Genomic DNA, 16,145 nt, shown 5'->3' with positions numbered 1-16,145 from the left:
ATCGTCAGTCGTTAGTTGTCAGTCGTCGCTCGTTCCGGCCGGTTCGCCGGCGGGTGGTGTCTCCGCGTCGACCGGCCGATCCGGGTTTAGTCGTTCGATCTCGTCGGGAAGCCCGAGGGCGGCGTTCTCGCCGTTGCGGAGGTGGGTTCGGCCTCGACCGACGACGAGATCGTCTTCGAGGTGGAGCCGCACCGCTTCGACGAGCGCCTCGGCTTCGAGGGGCTGGCCGCGGCGTTCGAGATCGGCGACGGTGGCGTCGTCGGGCACGTTGAACGCGCGCTGGGTGATGATCGGCCCCTGGTCGAGGTCGGTCGTGACGTAGTGGGCGGTGACGCCCGCGACCCGGACCCCGGCGTCGAGCGCCTGGCGGTACGGCTCCGCGCCGGGGAAGGCGGGCAACAGGGAAGGATGGATGTTGATGATGCGGCTCTCGTAGCGAAACACCACGTTGGGACTCAGGATGCGCATGTAGCGCGCGAGCACCACGAGATCGACGTCGTGATCGGCGAGGACATCGAGCAACCACTCCTCGTCGGGCACGCCGCCCGCATCGCCGACATCGTAAAACGGCACGTCGTGAGCCTCGGCGATCGGCGCGAGGTCGTCGTGGTTCGCGACTACGACCCCGATCTCGGCGTCGGGATCGCCCGTCTCCCACGCGTCGAACAGCGCGTCGAGGCAGTGTGATTCCTTCGTGGCGAGCACCGCGACCTGTCTCGTCTCGCGATCGGCGGGGAATCGGACCTGAACGTCCATTCCCAGCTCCTCGCAGAGGTCGTCGAGCGCCCGGCGGAGGTCGTCCTTCGAGCCGTCCATCTCGCTCGTGTCGACCCGCATCGTCATCCGGAACAGGTCCTGACGAACCGCCTGATCGAGGTCCTCGATGTTCACGCCGCGCTCGAAGAGGAGCGAGGTGATCCGAGCGATGAGGCCGGTGTCGTCGTCGCCGATCACCGTGATCTCGGTGAGTCGTGGGTTCATCGCCACCACTGTGTGTCGGTCGTGTTCATTGGCGTCGTTTCGCCGAACGCGGGCGAAAACCCTTCGTTTGCAGCAGCACTCGCGGCCGAACCGATGCAGAAGGGTTTTCGCCGACCGCTCCGTTCCGCCGCTCATGACCGCCTACACCGCCGTCGTCACCGTGCGGCTGAAACGGGGCGTGCTCGATCCCGAGGCCGAGACCACCGCCCGCGCGCTCGAACGCCTCGGGTTCGAGCTGGAGGAGCTCCGCGCGGCCGATCGTTTCGAGGTCGATCTCGACGCCGCGAGCGAAGATGCGGCCGCAGAGCGCGCCGACGCGATGGCCGAACGCCTGCTCGCCAATCCGACCATCCACGACTACACCGTGGAAGTCGAGTCGCGATGACGGTCTCGGTCATCCAGTTCGGCGGCTCGAACTGCGATCGCGACGCGGTTCGCGCGCTCCAGGATGTTGAGATCGACGCCGAGCGGACGTGGCACGAGGACGGACTCCCCGAGAACCCCTCGGGGATCGTCCTTCCCGGTGGCTTTTCGTACGGCGATTACCTCCGGGCGGGCGCGATGGCCGGGCGCGCACCGATCATGGAGGCCGTCCGTGATGCCGCGAACGGGGGCATGCCAGTGCTTGGGATCTGCAACGGCGCGCAGGTCGGCTGCGAGACGGGCCTCACGCCCGGCGCGTTCACCACCAACGCGAGCGCGCGCTTCCAGTGCGAGCACGTCCACCTCCGGGTCGAGAACGCCGACACGCCGTGGACCCAGGCTTTCGAGCCGGGCGAGGTGATCGAACTCCCGATCGCCCACGGCGAGGGCCGATTCGAGATCAGCGAGGAACGTCTCGCCGATCTCGATCGCGAGGATCGAGTCCTCTTTCGGTACTGCGATGCCGACGGGAACGTGACACCGGAATCGAACCCGAACGGATCGACGGACGCGGTGGCGGGCGTGTGCGGCGAGCGCGAGTCCGTTGCCGTGTTGATGCCCCATCCCGAGCGTGCGACCCTGCCCGAGCTCGGCGGCACCGACGGGCGGGCGATCCTGCGCGGGTTCGCGGAGTAGCCACTCATACCGACCCCAGCGTTTTTCATCGGCAGCGCGGTATTAACTCACATGGGAGAGCGTGCGTGCTATCGCGCTGTCTGTCCGAACTGCGATCTTCAGGTATCGATCGCCGACGAGACCTGTCCGGGGTGTGGTGCGGACCTCGAGACCGACGGATGACGACGACGCATGGCCGAAATCAACGAAAGGGTGGATCAGCACTACCACCGGTTGGCCGTACCGTTAGGGTGTCATAGAACGGTTGGCATGGTTTTCGGATGTCGCTCAAGAGGTCCGCTACGGCCGGCTCTAAATATCGGTGATACTGGCTGCTTGTCAGACACCGTTTCTCGGACCGCTGGTGAGGTATGTGAAGTGTTCTATGACACCCTGCGTACCGTCGCTGGGATGACCGACGAGACGGTTCAGTTCTGACTGGTCGAGCGGACGTACTCCGACGACGAGCAGAACCCCATCATTCTGCCGGCGAGACGCCCGACGACGAGCACGACCTCCGGAAGGAGCGCGCCCTCCCGAGCGTTTCGGGACCGGGCCGCTTCGAGGACCGCCGGCTCACTGGGACTGTTGGGACTGTCGGACGGGGCGGCGCAGTCGAGTGAGGAGCACGCTGCCGTTCGTCGTTTCGACGGTGAGTTCGTGCGTGCCGTCGCCGAGCGTCCCGCGAAGCGTGTCCTTTGGCCCATCCCGTTCGAAGGGGAGATCGTCGACGTTGACGGTGCCGTTCTCCGTCGAAGCGACGACCGTCGCATCGAGATCGGGAGCTAGCGCCGCGATGACGGTTCCGTTTATCGACGAAATCGACACGTCGCCATCGATCGCGGGAACGGCCACATCGACCTCCCCGTTGGTCGTCTCAGCCCCGTCGAGACCGGTGATCCCGCGCGCACTGAGCGGGCCGTTCGTCGACGCCAGCGAGACGGACCCGTCGACATCGTTCGCCCTCGCCATCCCGTTCGTCGCTTCGAGGCTCACGTCACCGGCGACGTTGGTTGCGGTGGCGACGCCGTTCCCCGACGAAACCCTCTCGACGGCGACGCCTTCGGGCACCCCGATATCGAGGGAGATCGATCCGCCACCGAGGCCGAGAAACGAGCCGCCGCTTGTATCCGTGCTGATGTGGAGTCGATCGCCGTCGCGCGCCGTCTCGACGGTCAAGTCGTCGAGATCCGTAAACACCGATCCCGTCTCCTTGGTGCCGCGAACGCGAACCGACTCCGCGTCCGTTCGGCTCACCCTCGCATCGCCGCTGTCCGTCTCGACAGTGATCCGCGCTACATCCGTCCCGAGACCACGCTCGAACTCCGTCTGATCGGTGCCGAACGACATCGCACCGCCACAGCCGGCCGAGACGACCGAGAGACCGACCGCACAGGCACCGAGCAGCCGACGGCGAGTGAGGGGCAACGTCATCGTTCTCGGGTCATACTCCGCCAGTATCAGCTTTGTGTCGGTATCCGCGATACAACCCCTCCGATGTCGAGCCCACAACACTAACCGCTGGCCGTCCGTACTGCCGCCGGAATGACCGACGAGACGATCCGGGTCTGGCTGGTCGAGCGCACGTATTCGGACGACGAACAGAACCTCATCATCCTGACCTACGCGACGCCCGACGGCGAGCACGACTTCCGGAAGGAACGCGCCCTGCCGAGTTTTTCGGGACCGGGCCGCGAGACGACCGCCGCGCTCGATGTCGATCCGGGCAACCTCGGCGATGTCAGCGATCCCGAAACCCGCGAGCGCTACGCCAGCGAAGTGAGTCGAATGGCCGACGAACACGACCCCGACGACGCGATCTGACAGGATGTCGCTACCCAGCTACCGCGCCAGCGGCATCCCGTAGCTCTTCTCCCGTTCCATCACTGCCTTCCACGTCGCCTCGCACTCACAGGACACCTGCTCGAACACTGTGGGGTCCTGTCGCTTGTCGAAGTCCTTGATCGCGGTCTGAACCCGATCGTCGCACTCGCCGCAGTTGTGCGGGCCGCGATCCGAGCCGTGGCCGACCGGATCGGAGACCACGATCGCGTCGGCATCCGCGGTCGATTCGAGCACGTCGGCCACCGACCAGAGCCACGGTGGACGATAGCTCCCATCGTGATAGAGGTCCTCGACCATCGTGTGGCGCTGGACGTTACAGGGGTTCATCGACACGGTATGAGCGTGTTCGGCACACCGTCGGATCGAGGACTCCATGTCCGCGACCGCCTCGCTCTCGGTGAGGAAGGGCGGTTTCATCAGGAGGTAGGCTTTGATCCCTGCGCCCGCCGCGTCGGCCGCCTCGCTCGCCGCGACGAACTCCGAGAAGTCGAAGTACTTGTTCACGCAGTCGTGGCGCACCCGGTCGGTGGCGGTTTCGAGGCCGACCGCGATGTCGATCGCGAGGCCGCGGTCGGTGAAGTCGGCGAGGCGCTCGCGATCGACGAAATCGGGGAGTGATTCGACCACGATCCGCTCGCGGTCGGCGAACGTCTCGGCGATCGCGGCGCGGGTTTCGGGGGGGATCTCGCGCTCGTCGAGGAAGCTCCCGGAGGTGTAGATCTTGACGAGCGGGCAGGGTTCGTCGGCGTTCTCTTGCTCGTGATCGAGACAGACTTCGAGCTGGTCCATGAGCGCGTCGTGGGGGACTGTGCCACCCTCGACCGATTCCGCGACGTAGCCACACATGGTGCAGCCGCCGGCGCGCGCCCACCGACAGCCGCCGGCGTTCAGAATGATCGTGAGCGACTGGCGAACGCCGTCGGGCGTGTTGTCCTCATCGAGCCAGACCCGGGTGGGTTCGTGGGGATCGTAGGTCTGATCGTTGCGCGCGCGGATCCGGCGCATGGCCGCGTTGTGGGCGTCCATCCCCTTGCCCTGCTCGTAGACCTCGGGATCGGGCGTACTGCTCATTGCCGGTGCTACCCGATCGAGCGGCAAAACCCTGCCGTCCGCCGGCTCAGTCGAACCACGTCGCCATGAGCACCTCGTCGACGTACTCCTCGTCGACCAGGTAGTGTTCGGCGTGGACGGCTTCGCGTTCCCAGCCCGCGCTTTCGAGGAACGCGACGGCCTCGTCGTTCGTCGCCGGCAGCGCCTGGTAGATCTTGTGGTAGCCGACCGACGCCGCCCAGTCGAGGGCGTGTTCGAGGAGCGCCCGACCGATGCCCTGTCGGCGACGCTTGGCGACGACCCCGACGGTGAGTTCGGCGGTGTGGCTGAGTTTCTCGACGTCGAGCGCGTCGACGTGGACCCACCCGACCACCTGTTCGTCGTCATCGTCCTTGCTGCCGTCGTCCTCGCCGCCGCCGTCCTGGTCGGTCTCGTCCGTGTCCGCCGTGTCCGTTTCGCCGGCGTCCTCGCGTTCGGTCGCGACGAAGAACGTCCGTCGGCGGTCGTCGTGGCGCAACAGCGCGCTCTCGCGGTCGATCGCCTCCCCGACGGTCTCGGCGCGGATGTGGGTTCCCGCGGCCGTGACTCGTCCGATCACGTCGGTGATTCCTTCCATGTCTTCTTGGTGGGCGGGACGGATCGTCACCGGCCCGTCAGCGGTGTCGAGTTCGGTGGTTTCGGCCTCCCACGCGACCCTGAGCTTGCCGTCGTGCTCGTCGAGGTGGCCCGCCTCGATCAGCGCGTCGACGTGCTCGCGGAACTGTGCGGCCGGGAGGCGGACGCGTTTGGTCGGCAGTGCCGACCGTGGCGGTTTCGATCCGGGCCGGTCCTCCGCGACCCGAACCTCGTTTCTGAGCACTTCGGGTCGAACCGCGCCGTTCCGCTCGACGTACTCGTAGAGCCGCCGTCGCACGTCATCATCGAACGTCTCCGGTTCGGTCGTCGCGCTCATACCGTGAAAAACACGACTCTCCCCCTTAGCTGTTGGCCGCGTTCGGTCCGGCGTGGCTCCCGCCATGGAGAACCGTCCGAATCGAGTGGGCGACGAATGGCAAAGCGAAAGTGGCCGAACGAGGTAGATGCGTCATCCATGGGTGACGGCACAGGACGAGGCTATCGGCGATCGGAGGGTTCTCGCGGGCTGTACCCGTGGTTCGTTTCGGCGTGGGTCGACAGGTACGGGCCGCCGATGGTGGCTCTCGCGTCGACCGTCCTGAGCTGGGTGACCGTGCAGGTGCCGCTGGGGTCGGCGCGAAGCTTCTCGGGTCTCGAACTCTGGCCCGGTCGCGGTGTCGCAGTCGTTGCTGTCGTCGTTCTGTTTCTCTCGTGGCGGCTTCGGGGCTGGGTGGGTGCGTGGTGTCGCTTCGCGGGCGGTGTCGCCATCATCGGATTGGTTTTCCTCCAACTGGGCTCGAACGAATGGGTCAAACAGCAGGTCATCGGGTCGGCTGCCGATGCAGGTAACCCTCTTGCCGAGGGAAGTGCCTCGGCGTTTGCCGTCACACCCGGTATCGGTCTGGGAGTGGCGCTGCTCGCCGGTGTGTTCCTGCTATTCGTGGAGTACTACCGCTGGCAGATGACCTCGACCTGATGAGCGGCTCGAACGCCGCTTCCAGCATCGACTGGCTGGTCATAACGGCCCGTAGCTCACGGTGGGGCGAAGTAAATCGGTCGGTCGGGGTCGGCGACTCGCTCGGTCCTATCGCTCCTCGACGTGACGGACCGTGACGGCGACGCCGCGGGTGCCCTCGGCCATCGCGGAGCCGTGCATCGCCGCGCGGCCGACCGCGAACGCCTTCGGTCCCTCGACGACGACCTCGTCGCCGACCCGGATTTCATCGCTCGCGTCGACGATTCCCGGTGCGAGCACGCTGCCGTGCGGGACGAACCCGTCGATCTCCACTCGCTTCGTGGGGGCGTCGCTCTCGACCCACCGGCGGGCACCCGCGAGCGTCAGAGAGAGCGTGCCGTACTGCGGCACCATCGTCGCGAGGTGGTCGTCTTCGTCACCGTCGGCCCCTCGAACCCGGAGTTTGGGGTAGAAGCTCTCCGTGGAGATCTCTCCAAATAGCGCGTCGCCCGCCCGCGGCCCGAACTGGTAGTCCGCGATCGCGCGGACGGTGTTGTGCTGGCGCTCGCGTTTGGAGTATTTGAGCTCGCCGTCGAGCGCGTCGTCGAGCGCCGCGAGCGAGTCCGTCGTCGTCGGATGGTCGCTGACGGTGTACGTGAAATCGATCCTGAGCGAGTCTTCTACGCGTTCAGTTATCGGGCGGTAGTCCTCGGGAACGTGGGCGATCACCTGGGGGTACTCGTTGCGTTCGAGATAGGCTTCGAGCACGCTCGCCACGAACTCGATCTCCCCGGCGGTCCACTCGCCCGTCACGACCGAATCGTAGTGCTGGGCCGGGTACGTGCATTCGAGTTCCTGGGGCACGACGCCGATCGGCGAGGTCATCGACACCGTGTGCGCCCGGAACCCGATGGCGCTGTGGAACTGTTCGTGGCTCTGGGACTCGCTGTACGGCTTCGTCGCCGAGCACGGCACGAGGACGAGCGGGTTGTCGAATCGATTGTGATACCGGGTCGTGACCCGCTCGGCGAAGCGTTGAATCTCGGCCCGTCGAAGGGTCTCCTCGCTCGTGGCCAGCAGTTCGGCGCGTCGGATCACGGGCGTGCGTGCTTCGAGATACGCGTACTCCTGGTCGAGTCGTCTGAGCGCCGCCGTCAGCCACCCCTCGTGGCGGGCCTGGCCTTCGAGATAGTCCCGAAGCCGTCCTCGACGGATCCGCTCGCGAACGGTCGACAGTTCGGCTTCGAGGACGGTCGCGTTGTGGCTCGCACAGTCCTCGCGGTCGAACTCGCCCCGCTCCACCTGGCAGGCCGGGCACGCACACGGCAGCTCGGTGAGGTCTTCGAGGAAGTGTTCGCCGTCCGAAGTGAGGTATTTCCCTTGGGTTCCCTTCACGACAGCACGATCGCTGTCGAGGAGATCGACGCCAGCGTACGCGAGCAGCGCGGCGTTCGCGGGTGTCGCTACCCCTGGTAGGTAGAGCGCCGTGTCGTCGGGGATCGCTCTCCGTACGGCGACGATCGCCTCCACGAACGCGCGGGCGTGGCCGACGATTCCCTGAGCGTCCGAGAGCACGTAGGCGTCGGTCCCGTGGTCGGTCGCCGTTTCGGTCGAGACGACTGCGGCACTCGGCGCGTCGATGTCGGGGTACTCGGGAGCGAACGCACCCGCGACCTCCTCGGGGGTGCCCGCCGGGAGCGCGCGATGCGGGAGGACGGTCAGGTGCTCGGAGTCGCCGGTCGGCGTCTCGCGTTCTTCCGGCCAGCGGCTGCCCGCGTCCGCGAGAATCTCGTCGCAGAGTGCGGGCGTGGTAAGTGGATCGTCGAGGCGCACCTCCCCGATCCGGGCCGCCCCATCGCGGTCGTGAACCTCGAAGGATTCGGTCATTGGTCCGTTTCGCCCGCCGCGTCGTATTCGTCCATCGATTCGAGCGGCACCGTCGCGACGCGCTCGGGAACTTCTTTGAGCGCGCTCGCCGGCCACTCCCGATGGGCGAGCGTGAACCCGGTGTCGGGGTTCGATTCGGCGAGGCGGGTGATTCCCTCGGCGGCTGCCTCGTAGCTCTCGCGGTCGGTGCGCTCGGGCACTTCGGCAGTGAGCGGGTACGTCTCCGAGAGGTGTCGCGGGAACGGGCCAAAGGGCGGGACTACACGCCACGACTCGTCGTACTGGCTGTTTTCGCCGCCCTCAGTGAGCAGGACATCGCCTTCGGGAGCCAGCCGTGCGAGACGGTCGTGGTGGCGGCGGACCTCGGGTCGGCGGGCGCTCTCCGCCGAGAGGTGGAAAAAGGCGCTCTTCGAGGCCGGATCCGAACTCTCCAGCCGATCGGCGTGATCGAGCAGCGCACGATACCCGTCGAGCATCGCGGGATGGCCCCGTGCGCGCACCTCGACGAGTTCGAGGAGGTTGCCGCGGCGGATCGCCTGCTTGATCCGACGGAGTTCGCCGAAGCTCACGTGGAGGTTGTGTTCGGCGAGGCGTCGCTCGCGTTCGTCGTCACCGAGATCGCGGAGCTCGGCGGGTGTGTTGGCGACACAGATCGGACACTCACAGGGCAGGTAGTCGAGCTCTGCGAGGTGTTCGGTGCCGCGAACCGTCAGATAGCGATCGTCACGAGCGTAGAGCGCGTACGCCGCGGAGTCGAACAGGTCACAGCCCGCCGCGACCGCGAGCGCGAACATCATCGGGTGGCCCGCGCCGAACAGGTGGACTGGAGCCCCTGCACCGAGCCCGCGCTTCGCCGCGGTGACGATCTCGACCACGTCATCGTAACGGTAGGCGTTCAGCAAGGGGACCGCCGCCCCGACCGGGAACACGTCGAGACCCGTGTCGCGGGCGTGTCGCCCCGCGTCCTCGCGGAGGTCGGGATGGGTCGAGCCCTGGACGGGAGCGTTCACGAGCATCTCGCCGGTCTCGACCTCCCGGGCGCGTTCGAGCCGGTCCTGGGTCGTCGAAAGCTCGCGTTCCGCCTGATCCCGGCCCGCATCGGGCGGTGTCGGGATGTCGATCGGCGTGCCGATGTCTGAGCCGATCTCGTACTGGAAGTCGAGGATCTCGGGCGTCGTGACGTCGATCTCGCCGTACTCGGCGAGCTGAAAGGACCCGGAATCGGTCATGATCGCCCCCGAGAAATCGAGGAGATCGTGAAGTCCCATCGACAGCGCGGCCTCGCGGAGATCGTCGCTCTGCGAGAGGATGTAGCCGTTCGTGATCAGGATCTCCACACCGAACTCCTCTTCCAGCCGTGACGGCGCGATCGTCTGAACGTGGGGGTTGACGACCGGCATCAGCGCGGGCGTCTCGACCGTGACGCCCGAGCGCGGGACGGCGAGCTCGCCGATCCGGCCCGCAGCGTCCGCCGTCCGTTGCTCGAAAACTCCACTCATTCCTGTTCAAAACCGCTGGCGTGCGCCTAAGGATTGCGTTCTCCGTACCAGCACTTGTTGAGGTGTTTGTAATCGTCGACGGTGTTGAGAGCGATTCGACTGTTGTTACCGTGATCGCGACCGCTACTGATGACGGCACAAATGAGTACCGCAAGCCACGAGAGTCGGGCGTCTTCGACGCCCTCCCGCGCGCCAACTCCATTCCAGCAACCCGGCTCAGTCGTCGGCAAACCGTTCGTGATAGAGCAGACAGAGCGCGGAGCGGCCGTCACGGAGGTCGCCGGCGGCGAGCCCATCGAGGAGTTCGTCGCGGGTGGTCGTCTCGACGCGGATCGACTCGTCGTCATCGAGGCGCTGTTCGCCAGCCGGTCGACAGCCGCGCGCGACGAAGTGGTGATGGACCGAGTTCGCCAGTCCGTTGAGCGGCTCGACGGTCGTGATGTGGTCGAGCTCGTCGGCCACGTAGCCCGTCTCCTCTTCGAGTTCGCGCCGTGCCGCGGTCGCGAGATCGTCGTCATCGGGCTCGACGGTGCCGGCCGGGAGCCCACGATTCACCCGTCCGACGGCCTCACGCCACTCCTCGATCACGACCACTCGATCGTCGGGCGTCAGCGCCAACACTACGACTGCGGCGGGCTCGTCGACGTAATCGAAATCGGTCTCGGTCCCATTGGGGAGTTCGACGGTCTCGGTGACGATATCGAACCCCGGACACGAGTACGCGATATCGGCGTCGCGGGTCGCCCACGCGAGCGGGTCGTCCATGCGTTCTCGACCACGGACCCGAGAATAAACGTTGTCGTCGGTTCCGATCAGTCGTCGATGGCGTCCGCCGTGGCCGTCTCGGACGGCTCACCCATCGAGCCCGCGACGTCCTCGCGCTCCACGCCGTCGAACTCCAGCACGAACTCGGGGCCGAACGCCGATGCCGGCGTCTGGAAACCAGGCGCGACCTCGCCGGCCGCCACCCGCCGCGCCGACTCGACGGCGGTCCGTGCGGTCAGATCGTAGGTGTCGGGGGTTTCGAGGCGGGCGGCGAGGCGTTTGCCCTCGTCGTTCTCGACTTCGGCCCACACCCGGGTGGTGCTCCGTGCGCGCTCGGCGGCGGTCGGCCCCGAAACGGTCGCATCGATCACCGCATTCAGCGCGCGCTGGACCGCAGACGAGCCGAACACGGGTGTGAGCGCTCCCGTCCGCCGCATCATCGCGACCGCGAGCCGCGGAACGGTGGCGTAGGTCTCGACGTTCGGGATCCCGGTGGTGTAGTACGCCGTCGCGACATCGCCCCACGGGATCGTCACCGCGGGTTTCGGCCCCACGCCGAGGTCGATCCGGCGGGTCTTCCACGCCGGCGGCACGCTTTCGATCTTGCCGTCGATCCGCGCCGCGCCCGATCGCGAGAGCCCCTCCACGATGGATTTCAGGGTTCCCGGTGAGAACGTCCCCATCCCATCGATCGCGAGCCGGAGCTGCGTCGAGGAGGGGAGCCGGCTTTCGAGATACGCCGCGAGGCAGTCGGTGGGGACGACGTCGAAACCCACCCCCGGCAGCAGCGTCACGTCGGCCTTCTCGGCCTCGCGGTCGCGCTCGGCGAGAGCTTCGAAGGCGGCGATCTCGCCGGTGATGTCGAGGTAGTCCGTACCGCTCCGGAGACACGCCTCGACCATCGGCTCCGCGGTCGCCGAGAACGGCCCCGCACAGTTCAACACCGCGTCGAACTCGTCGAGGTGAGCTTCGATCACCGCGGGATGGTCGAGGCTGAACACACGGTGATCGAGACCGCGGTCGGTGGCCTGTCGCTCGACCGGCTCTGCACGCCGGCCCGCGAGCGTCGGCGAGAGTCCCTCCTCGGTCGCCGTCTCGACGATCAACGCGCCGGTGTAGCCGTACGATCCGTAGATCAACAGCTCGTCGGTCATAGTTCTCCCATCGGGCGGCGGCGATAAAACTCACGCGGCCGTTCGTGGCGCGATTGTCGGAACGAATGCGACCTTTCTTGTAGTAGTCTTCGGTAGCCGGTAGCACGTCGCTCGAACGACCCAACGCCGAGTATCGACGGACATGCCGATCGTGTCGTCGTCGAGGGGTCGGCGGCCGAGCATGCACACCGTCAGCGAACACCCGAAACACAATATATGGCAGAGACACCCACACAGGAGTCCGACACAGCACCGACCGTGGACGACGACACACCGGAAGCGTACCGGGAACTGCTCGATCGCACCAAACGGCTGGCCCATCTCGCCGATGTCGGCGGGGTGCTCCACTGGGATCAGCAGGTGACGATGCCGGATGGCGGCGCACCGGCGCGGGCAGCCCAGCAGTCGGCGCTGTCGAGTCTCACACACGAGTACCTCACCGACGACGAGACCGGCGACCTCCTCGATGGGGCGGTCGAGGCCGAGCTCACCGATCCCCAGGCGGCGGTCGTCCGCGAGACTCGCCGGGACTACGAGCAGGCGACCCGGGTGCCAGGCGAGTTGGTCGAGGAGATCACCAGGACGGGCTCCGAAGCCCAGCAGATCTGGCAGGACGCGAAGGCCGACGACGAGTTCGCGGCGTTCGCCCCCACGCTCGAAACCCTCCGGGACCTCCACGTCGAGCGCGCCGAGCACATCGATGCTGACCGCGACCCTTACCGCGTGATGTTCGAGGGAGTCGATCCCGACCTCCCGCTCGATCGGGTCGAGGCGATCCTCCACGATCTCCGCGACGAACTCGTTCCGCTGATCGAGGACCTCCAGTCCCGCGATCCCGACCTCGCGGACCCGTTCGCCGAGGGGAGCTTCGACGAGGACTCCCAGGAAGCACTCTCGCGGGCGTTCCTCGACGATCTCGGCTACGACTGGGATCGCGGTCGCCTCGACACCTCGCCACATCCCTTTACTGTGGGCTCCCAGCACGACTGCCGGATCACGACTCGCTTTCGGGACGAGGATCCTTTCGGGGCGGTGCTGGCGACGATCCACGAGTTCGGCCACGCCACCTACGAACTCGGCCTTCCCCAGGAACACTACGGAACCCCGCTCGGCCAGTCCCGGGGCATCGTCCACGAGTCCCAGTCGCGGTTCTGGGAGAACCACGTCGGCCGGACGAAAGCGTTCTGGGACCGCTACGCCGACACGGTGAACGAGCACTTCGGGACCGAGGCGAGTCCACAGGACCTCTACGAGGCCGCGAATCGAATCTACCCCGACAACCTGATCCGGGTCGAGGCGGACGAACTCACCTACCATCTCCACATCATCCTTCGAGCGGAGATCGAGAAGGCGTTCGTCGCGGGCGAGCTGGACGTTGAGGAAATCCCGACGGCGTGGAACGACAGGATGGAGGAGTATCTCGGAGTCCGGCCCGACACGGACACCGAGGGTTGTCTCCAGGACATCCACTGGACCGGCGGGTTCGCGAGCTTCCAGTCCTACACCGTGGGAAGCGTGCTCGCCGCCCAGCTCGACGCCGCACTCCGGGAGGACCTCGACGAGGACGTGGACGAACTGATTCGGGCGGGTGAGTTCGAGCCGCTCCACGACTGGATGACCGAGCACGTCCACCGCCACGGCCAGCGGTATCCCGCGGACGAACTCATCGAGCGTGCCACCGGCGAGCCCCTGACAGCCGAGTACTTCGTCGACTACGCCGAGGCGAAGTTCGGCGACCTCTACGGCTCCTGACCGGCAGAACGACCATCACCGTATCGCTCAGCTGAACACACCGACGCCACGCCAGGTCCTGACCGACGACCTAGCCAACGACTGCGCAGCCGACTCCATCGAACGGCGGCTGTCGCTCTCGGCGGGCTACTCGTACTCGTAGAACCCGCGGCCCGTCTTCTTGCCGAGGTTGCCCGCCTCGACCTTTCGTTTCAGAAGGTACGCCGGCGTGTAGCGATCGCCCAACTCCTCGTGGAGCGTCTCGGTGGCGTCGAGACAGATGTCGAGACCGATGTGATCGGCGAGCTCCAAAGGGCCCATCGGCACGTTCGTCCCGAGTTTCATCCCGCGGTCGATGTCCTCCTTCGTCGCGACACCCTCGTCGAGAGTTCGGACTCCCTCGTTGATCCACGGCATCAGGATGCGATTCGAGACGAAGCCCGGCTTGTCGTCGGACTCCCACGTCTCCTTGTCCAACTCCTCGGCGAAGTCGTGGGCCAGTTTGGTCGTCTTCTCACCCGTGCGCTCGCCGACGACGACCTCGACGCCGTCCATCACCGGGACGGGGTTCATGAAGTGGACGCCGACGACGAGTTCCTGCCGATCGGTCGCGCTCGCGATCGATGTGACCGAGAGCGTGCTGGTGTTGGTCGCGAGCACCACGTCGTCGGGCACCGTCTCGTCGAGATCGGTGAAGATGTCCTGTTTGATTGCCATCTCCTCGACTGCGGCCTCGATCACGAGATCACAGTCGGCGAGATCGTCGAGCTCCGTGGTGCCCGTGATGCGCTCGCGGGTCGCCGTCGCCCCGTCGTCGGACAGCTTCTCGCCGTCGACGAGCCGATCGAGACTGCTGTCGATCGCGTCGAACCCCTTCTCGACGAACTCCTGTTCGATGTCGCGCATCACCACGTCGTACCCGGCGGTGGCGGCGACCTGAGCGATGCCGTTGCCCATCGTCCCCGCGCCCACGACGCCCACCCGCTCGACGGAATCGAGTTCGCGCATATCCCCGCTCCGGGCGGCCCGCTCGTAAGCCTGCTGGACCGTCGCCTGCACCCGGAGGAGACGAGACGAACCCCGGGCTCCGCGCGCTACGCGGCGTGCAGTCGGTCGAGCGCCTCGACCATCGCCTCGACGCTCGCGCGAGTGATGTCGGCGTCGCTCGCGGCGACCGATACTGACTGTGCGTCACGGCTCATCTCGACTTCGACCGTGACGACCGCGTCGGTGCCACCGGTGATCGCGTCGACGTGATAGGAGTCGAGCGTCGCGTCACCGCCGGGCCCGAGCGCCTCGCGGACGGCCCCCACCGCGGCGTCGACGGGGCCGCTGCCGGTGCCGCTCGCGGTGCGCTCGTCGCCGTTGATCCTGAGTCTGACGCTCGCGGTCGGCGTCCCGCTGCCGCTCGCGGCCGTGAGATCGAGGAGTTCGACCCGGCGCTCGCGCTCGCGGCCTTGGACCGATTCCGCGAGTGCGAGCACGTCGGCGTCGGTCACGCGCTTGTCCTCGCCGAGATCCGTCACGCGGTCGGTGATTGCGGCGAGTTCGTCGGCAGTTACGTCGACATCGTGTTCTTCGAGCGCCGCTTCGACGCCCGCGCGGCCGGCGTGTTTGCCGAGGGCGAGCCGGCGCTCGCGGCCCACCGTCTCGGGTGGATAGGGCTCGTACATCGCCTCGTCTTTGAGGGTGCCGTCGGTGTGGATGCCCGACTCGTGGGTGAACGCGTTCTCGCCCACGACCGCCTTGTTGGGTGCGAGCGCGATTCCTGTGGCGTCGGCGACGGTGCGGGCGAGGTCGTAGAGGAGGGTGGTATCGACGGTCTCGACCCCGTACCCATGCGCGAGCGCGATCGCAACCTCCTCCAGAGCGACGTTGCCCGCACGCTCGCCGACCCCGTTGACGGTCGCGTGGACGAGATCCGCGCCGGCCGCCACGCTCGCGAGCGCGTTCGTCACCCCCAGCCCGAGATCGTCGTGGGTGTGGGTGCTCGTCGGACCGCACTCGGCGAGGGTCGAAACCACCTCGACCGTGCGCTCGGGCGTCGCGTGCCCGACGGTATCACAGTAACACACCCGATCCGCGCCGGCATCGAACCCCGCACGGGCGAGCCGCGAGAGGAAGTCGATGTCGGCGCGGGAGCCGTCCTCGCCGAGGAGTTCGACCCAGAGGCCGTGATCGCGGGCGTACTCGACGAGCTCGACCGCGTCCGCGAGCACGTCCTCGCGAGTCGAGTCGACTTTTCCCTCGATGTGGCGGTCGCTCGCGGGCACGACGAGGTTGATCCCGTCGACATCGCAGTCGAGCGCGAGATCGACATCGCGGCGGATCCCGCGGCAGAAACTCGTCACTCGGGCGTCGAGGTTTTCTCCTGTTACCCGCGAGATCGCCTCGCGCTCGCCCGCACCGGTGCAGGCGCTGCCGGCCTCGATGACCGACACGCCGGCCCGATCGAGCTGCCGCGCGATGTCGACCTTCTCGTCGGGCGCGAGGGACACCCCTGGGGCTTGTTCGCCGTCGCGGAGCGTGGTATCGAGAAACTGTACGTCAGCGTCGGAGAGCGGAGTGGTTTCGGGGAGGCCCCCGAATAAATCGGTCACTGGTCATGATAGCCACTCGCACCGC

The 16,145-nt window shown here is 66.9% G+C and carries 15 protein-coding genes; 5 read left to right on the top strand and 10 right to left on the bottom strand.

The window, feature by feature from the left end; genetic code table 11:
* Nucleotides 1–18: 18 nt before the first annotated feature.
* On the bottom strand, nucleotides 19–981 hold the full coding sequence (locus tag C450_RS01740; protein ID WP_049909783.1) for a formyltetrahydrofolate deformylase: 963 nt from the start codon (nucleotides 979–981) through the stop codon (nucleotides 19–21).
* 133 nt (nucleotides 982–1,114) lie between these two features.
* Here C450_RS01740 and purS point away from each other — a divergent pair, with 133 nt between their 5' ends.
* Both purS and purQ read left to right on the top strand, forming a co-directional pair.
* The gene (gene purS / locus C450_RS01735) at nucleotides 1,115–1,366 is read left to right on the top strand and encodes a phosphoribosylformylglycinamidine synthase subunit PurS (protein WP_005039256.1); all 252 of its coding nucleotides are present in this window, start codon (nucleotides 1,115–1,117) and stop codon (nucleotides 1,364–1,366) included.
* On the top strand, nucleotides 1,363–2,040 hold the full coding sequence (gene purQ, locus C450_RS01730) for a phosphoribosylformylglycinamidine synthase I (protein ID WP_005039255.1): 678 nt from the start codon (nucleotides 1,363–1,365) through the stop codon (nucleotides 2,038–2,040). Before purS ends, purQ begins: the two co-directional genes overlap by 4 nt.
* 555 nt (nucleotides 2,041–2,595) lie before the next feature.
* On the opposite strand, the gene C450_RS01725 is transcribed toward purQ, so the two are convergent.
* Nucleotides 2,596–3,453, bottom strand: coding sequence for a DUF4097 family beta strand repeat-containing protein (locus C450_RS01725; protein ID WP_005039250.1), 858 nt, complete (start codon nucleotides 3,451–3,453; stop codon nucleotides 2,596–2,598).
* A 111-nt stretch (nucleotides 3,454–3,564) separates the two neighbouring features.
* Between C450_RS01725 and C450_RS01720 the strand changes: the two genes are divergently transcribed.
* Entirely contained in the window at nucleotides 3,565–3,843 is a 279-nt protein-coding gene (locus tag C450_RS01720; RefSeq protein ID WP_005039248.1) for a hypothetical protein, read from the top strand.
* Between the two features lie 18 nt (nucleotides 3,844–3,861).
* Here the strand turns inward: C450_RS01720 and C450_RS01715 are convergent, their stop codons facing one another.
* The gene (locus C450_RS01715) at nucleotides 3,862–4,935 is read right to left on the bottom strand and encodes an archaeosine biosynthesis radical SAM protein RaSEA (protein WP_005039246.1); all 1,074 of its coding nucleotides are present in this window, start codon (nucleotides 4,933–4,935) and stop codon (nucleotides 3,862–3,864) included.
* Nucleotides 4,936–4,981: 46 nt separating this feature from the next.
* Complete coding sequence (locus C450_RS01710) at nucleotides 4,982–5,866, bottom strand: GNAT family N-acetyltransferase (RefSeq protein WP_005039243.1); 885 nt, start codon at nucleotides 5,864–5,866, stop codon at nucleotides 4,982–4,984.
* Nucleotides 5,867–6,004: 138 nt separating this feature from the next.
* Here C450_RS01710 and C450_RS01705 point away from each other — a divergent pair, with 138 nt between their 5' ends.
* Nucleotides 6,005–6,505 carry a hypothetical protein gene (locus C450_RS01705; protein ID WP_005039241.1) on the top strand — a complete coding sequence of 167 codons (501 nt, stop codon included), beginning with the start codon at nucleotides 6,005–6,007 and terminating at the stop codon, nucleotides 6,503–6,505.
* A 108-nt stretch (nucleotides 6,506–6,613) separates the two neighbouring features.
* Here the strand turns inward: C450_RS01705 and arcS are convergent, their stop codons facing one another.
* The 4 genes from arcS to C450_RS01685 all read right to left on the bottom strand — a co-directional run bounded on the left by arcS (nucleotide 6,614) and on the right by C450_RS01685 (nucleotide 11,789).
* Nucleotides 6,614–8,371 carry an archaeosine synthase subunit alpha gene (gene arcS, locus C450_RS01700; RefSeq protein WP_005039239.1) on the bottom strand — a complete coding sequence of 586 codons (1,758 nt, stop codon included), beginning with the start codon at nucleotides 8,369–8,371 and terminating at the stop codon, nucleotides 6,614–6,616.
* Nucleotides 8,368–9,870: a tRNA guanosine(15) transglycosylase TgtA gene (gene tgtA / locus C450_RS01695; RefSeq protein WP_005039237.1), complete on the bottom strand. Its 1,503-nt coding sequence runs from the start codon at nucleotides 9,868–9,870 to the stop codon at nucleotides 8,368–8,370. The genes arcS and tgtA overlap by 4 nt, the downstream gene beginning before the upstream one ends.
* A gap of 216 nt (nucleotides 9,871–10,086) precedes the next feature.
* Nucleotides 10,087–10,635, bottom strand: a complete 549-nt coding sequence (locus C450_RS01690; protein ID WP_005039235.1) for an NUDIX hydrolase — start codon at nucleotides 10,633–10,635, stop codon at nucleotides 10,087–10,089.
* 47 nt (nucleotides 10,636–10,682) lie between these two features.
* Nucleotides 10,683–11,789 carry a saccharopine dehydrogenase family protein gene (locus tag C450_RS01685; RefSeq protein WP_005039231.1) on the bottom strand — a complete coding sequence of 369 codons (1,107 nt, stop codon included), beginning with the start codon at nucleotides 11,787–11,789 and terminating at the stop codon, nucleotides 10,683–10,685.
* A 216-nt stretch (nucleotides 11,790–12,005) separates the two neighbouring features.
* On the opposite strand from C450_RS01685, the gene C450_RS01680 reads away from it, so the two are divergent.
* The gene (locus C450_RS01680; RefSeq protein WP_005039229.1) at nucleotides 12,006–13,541 is read left to right on the top strand and encodes a carboxypeptidase M32; all 1,536 of its coding nucleotides are present in this window, start codon (nucleotides 12,006–12,008) and stop codon (nucleotides 13,539–13,541) included.
* A gap of 126 nt (nucleotides 13,542–13,667) precedes the next feature.
* On the opposite strand, the gene C450_RS01675 is transcribed toward C450_RS01680, so the two are convergent.
* Together C450_RS01675 and C450_RS01670 are read right to left on the bottom strand one after the other, a co-directional pair.
* Nucleotides 13,668–14,528 (bottom strand): 3-hydroxyacyl-CoA dehydrogenase family protein, encoded by an 861-nt coding sequence (locus C450_RS01675; RefSeq protein ID WP_005039228.1) that lies wholly within the window; start codon nucleotides 14,526–14,528, stop codon nucleotides 13,668–13,670.
* Nucleotides 14,529–14,614: 86 nt separating this feature from the next.
* Nucleotides 14,615–16,120, bottom strand: coding sequence for a (R)-citramalate synthase (locus C450_RS01670; RefSeq protein WP_049909782.1), 1,506 nt, complete (start codon nucleotides 16,118–16,120; stop codon nucleotides 14,615–14,617).
* Nucleotides 16,121–16,145 lie beyond the last annotated feature (25 nt).

Source organism: Halococcus salifodinae DSM 8989, from assembly GCF_000336935.1.
GTDB lineage: Archaea > Halobacteriota > Halobacteria > Halobacteriales > Halococcaceae > Halococcus > Halococcus salifodinae.
Note: the sequence above shows the minus strand (reverse complement) of the source record. Positions and strands in the feature narration are given on the sequence as shown.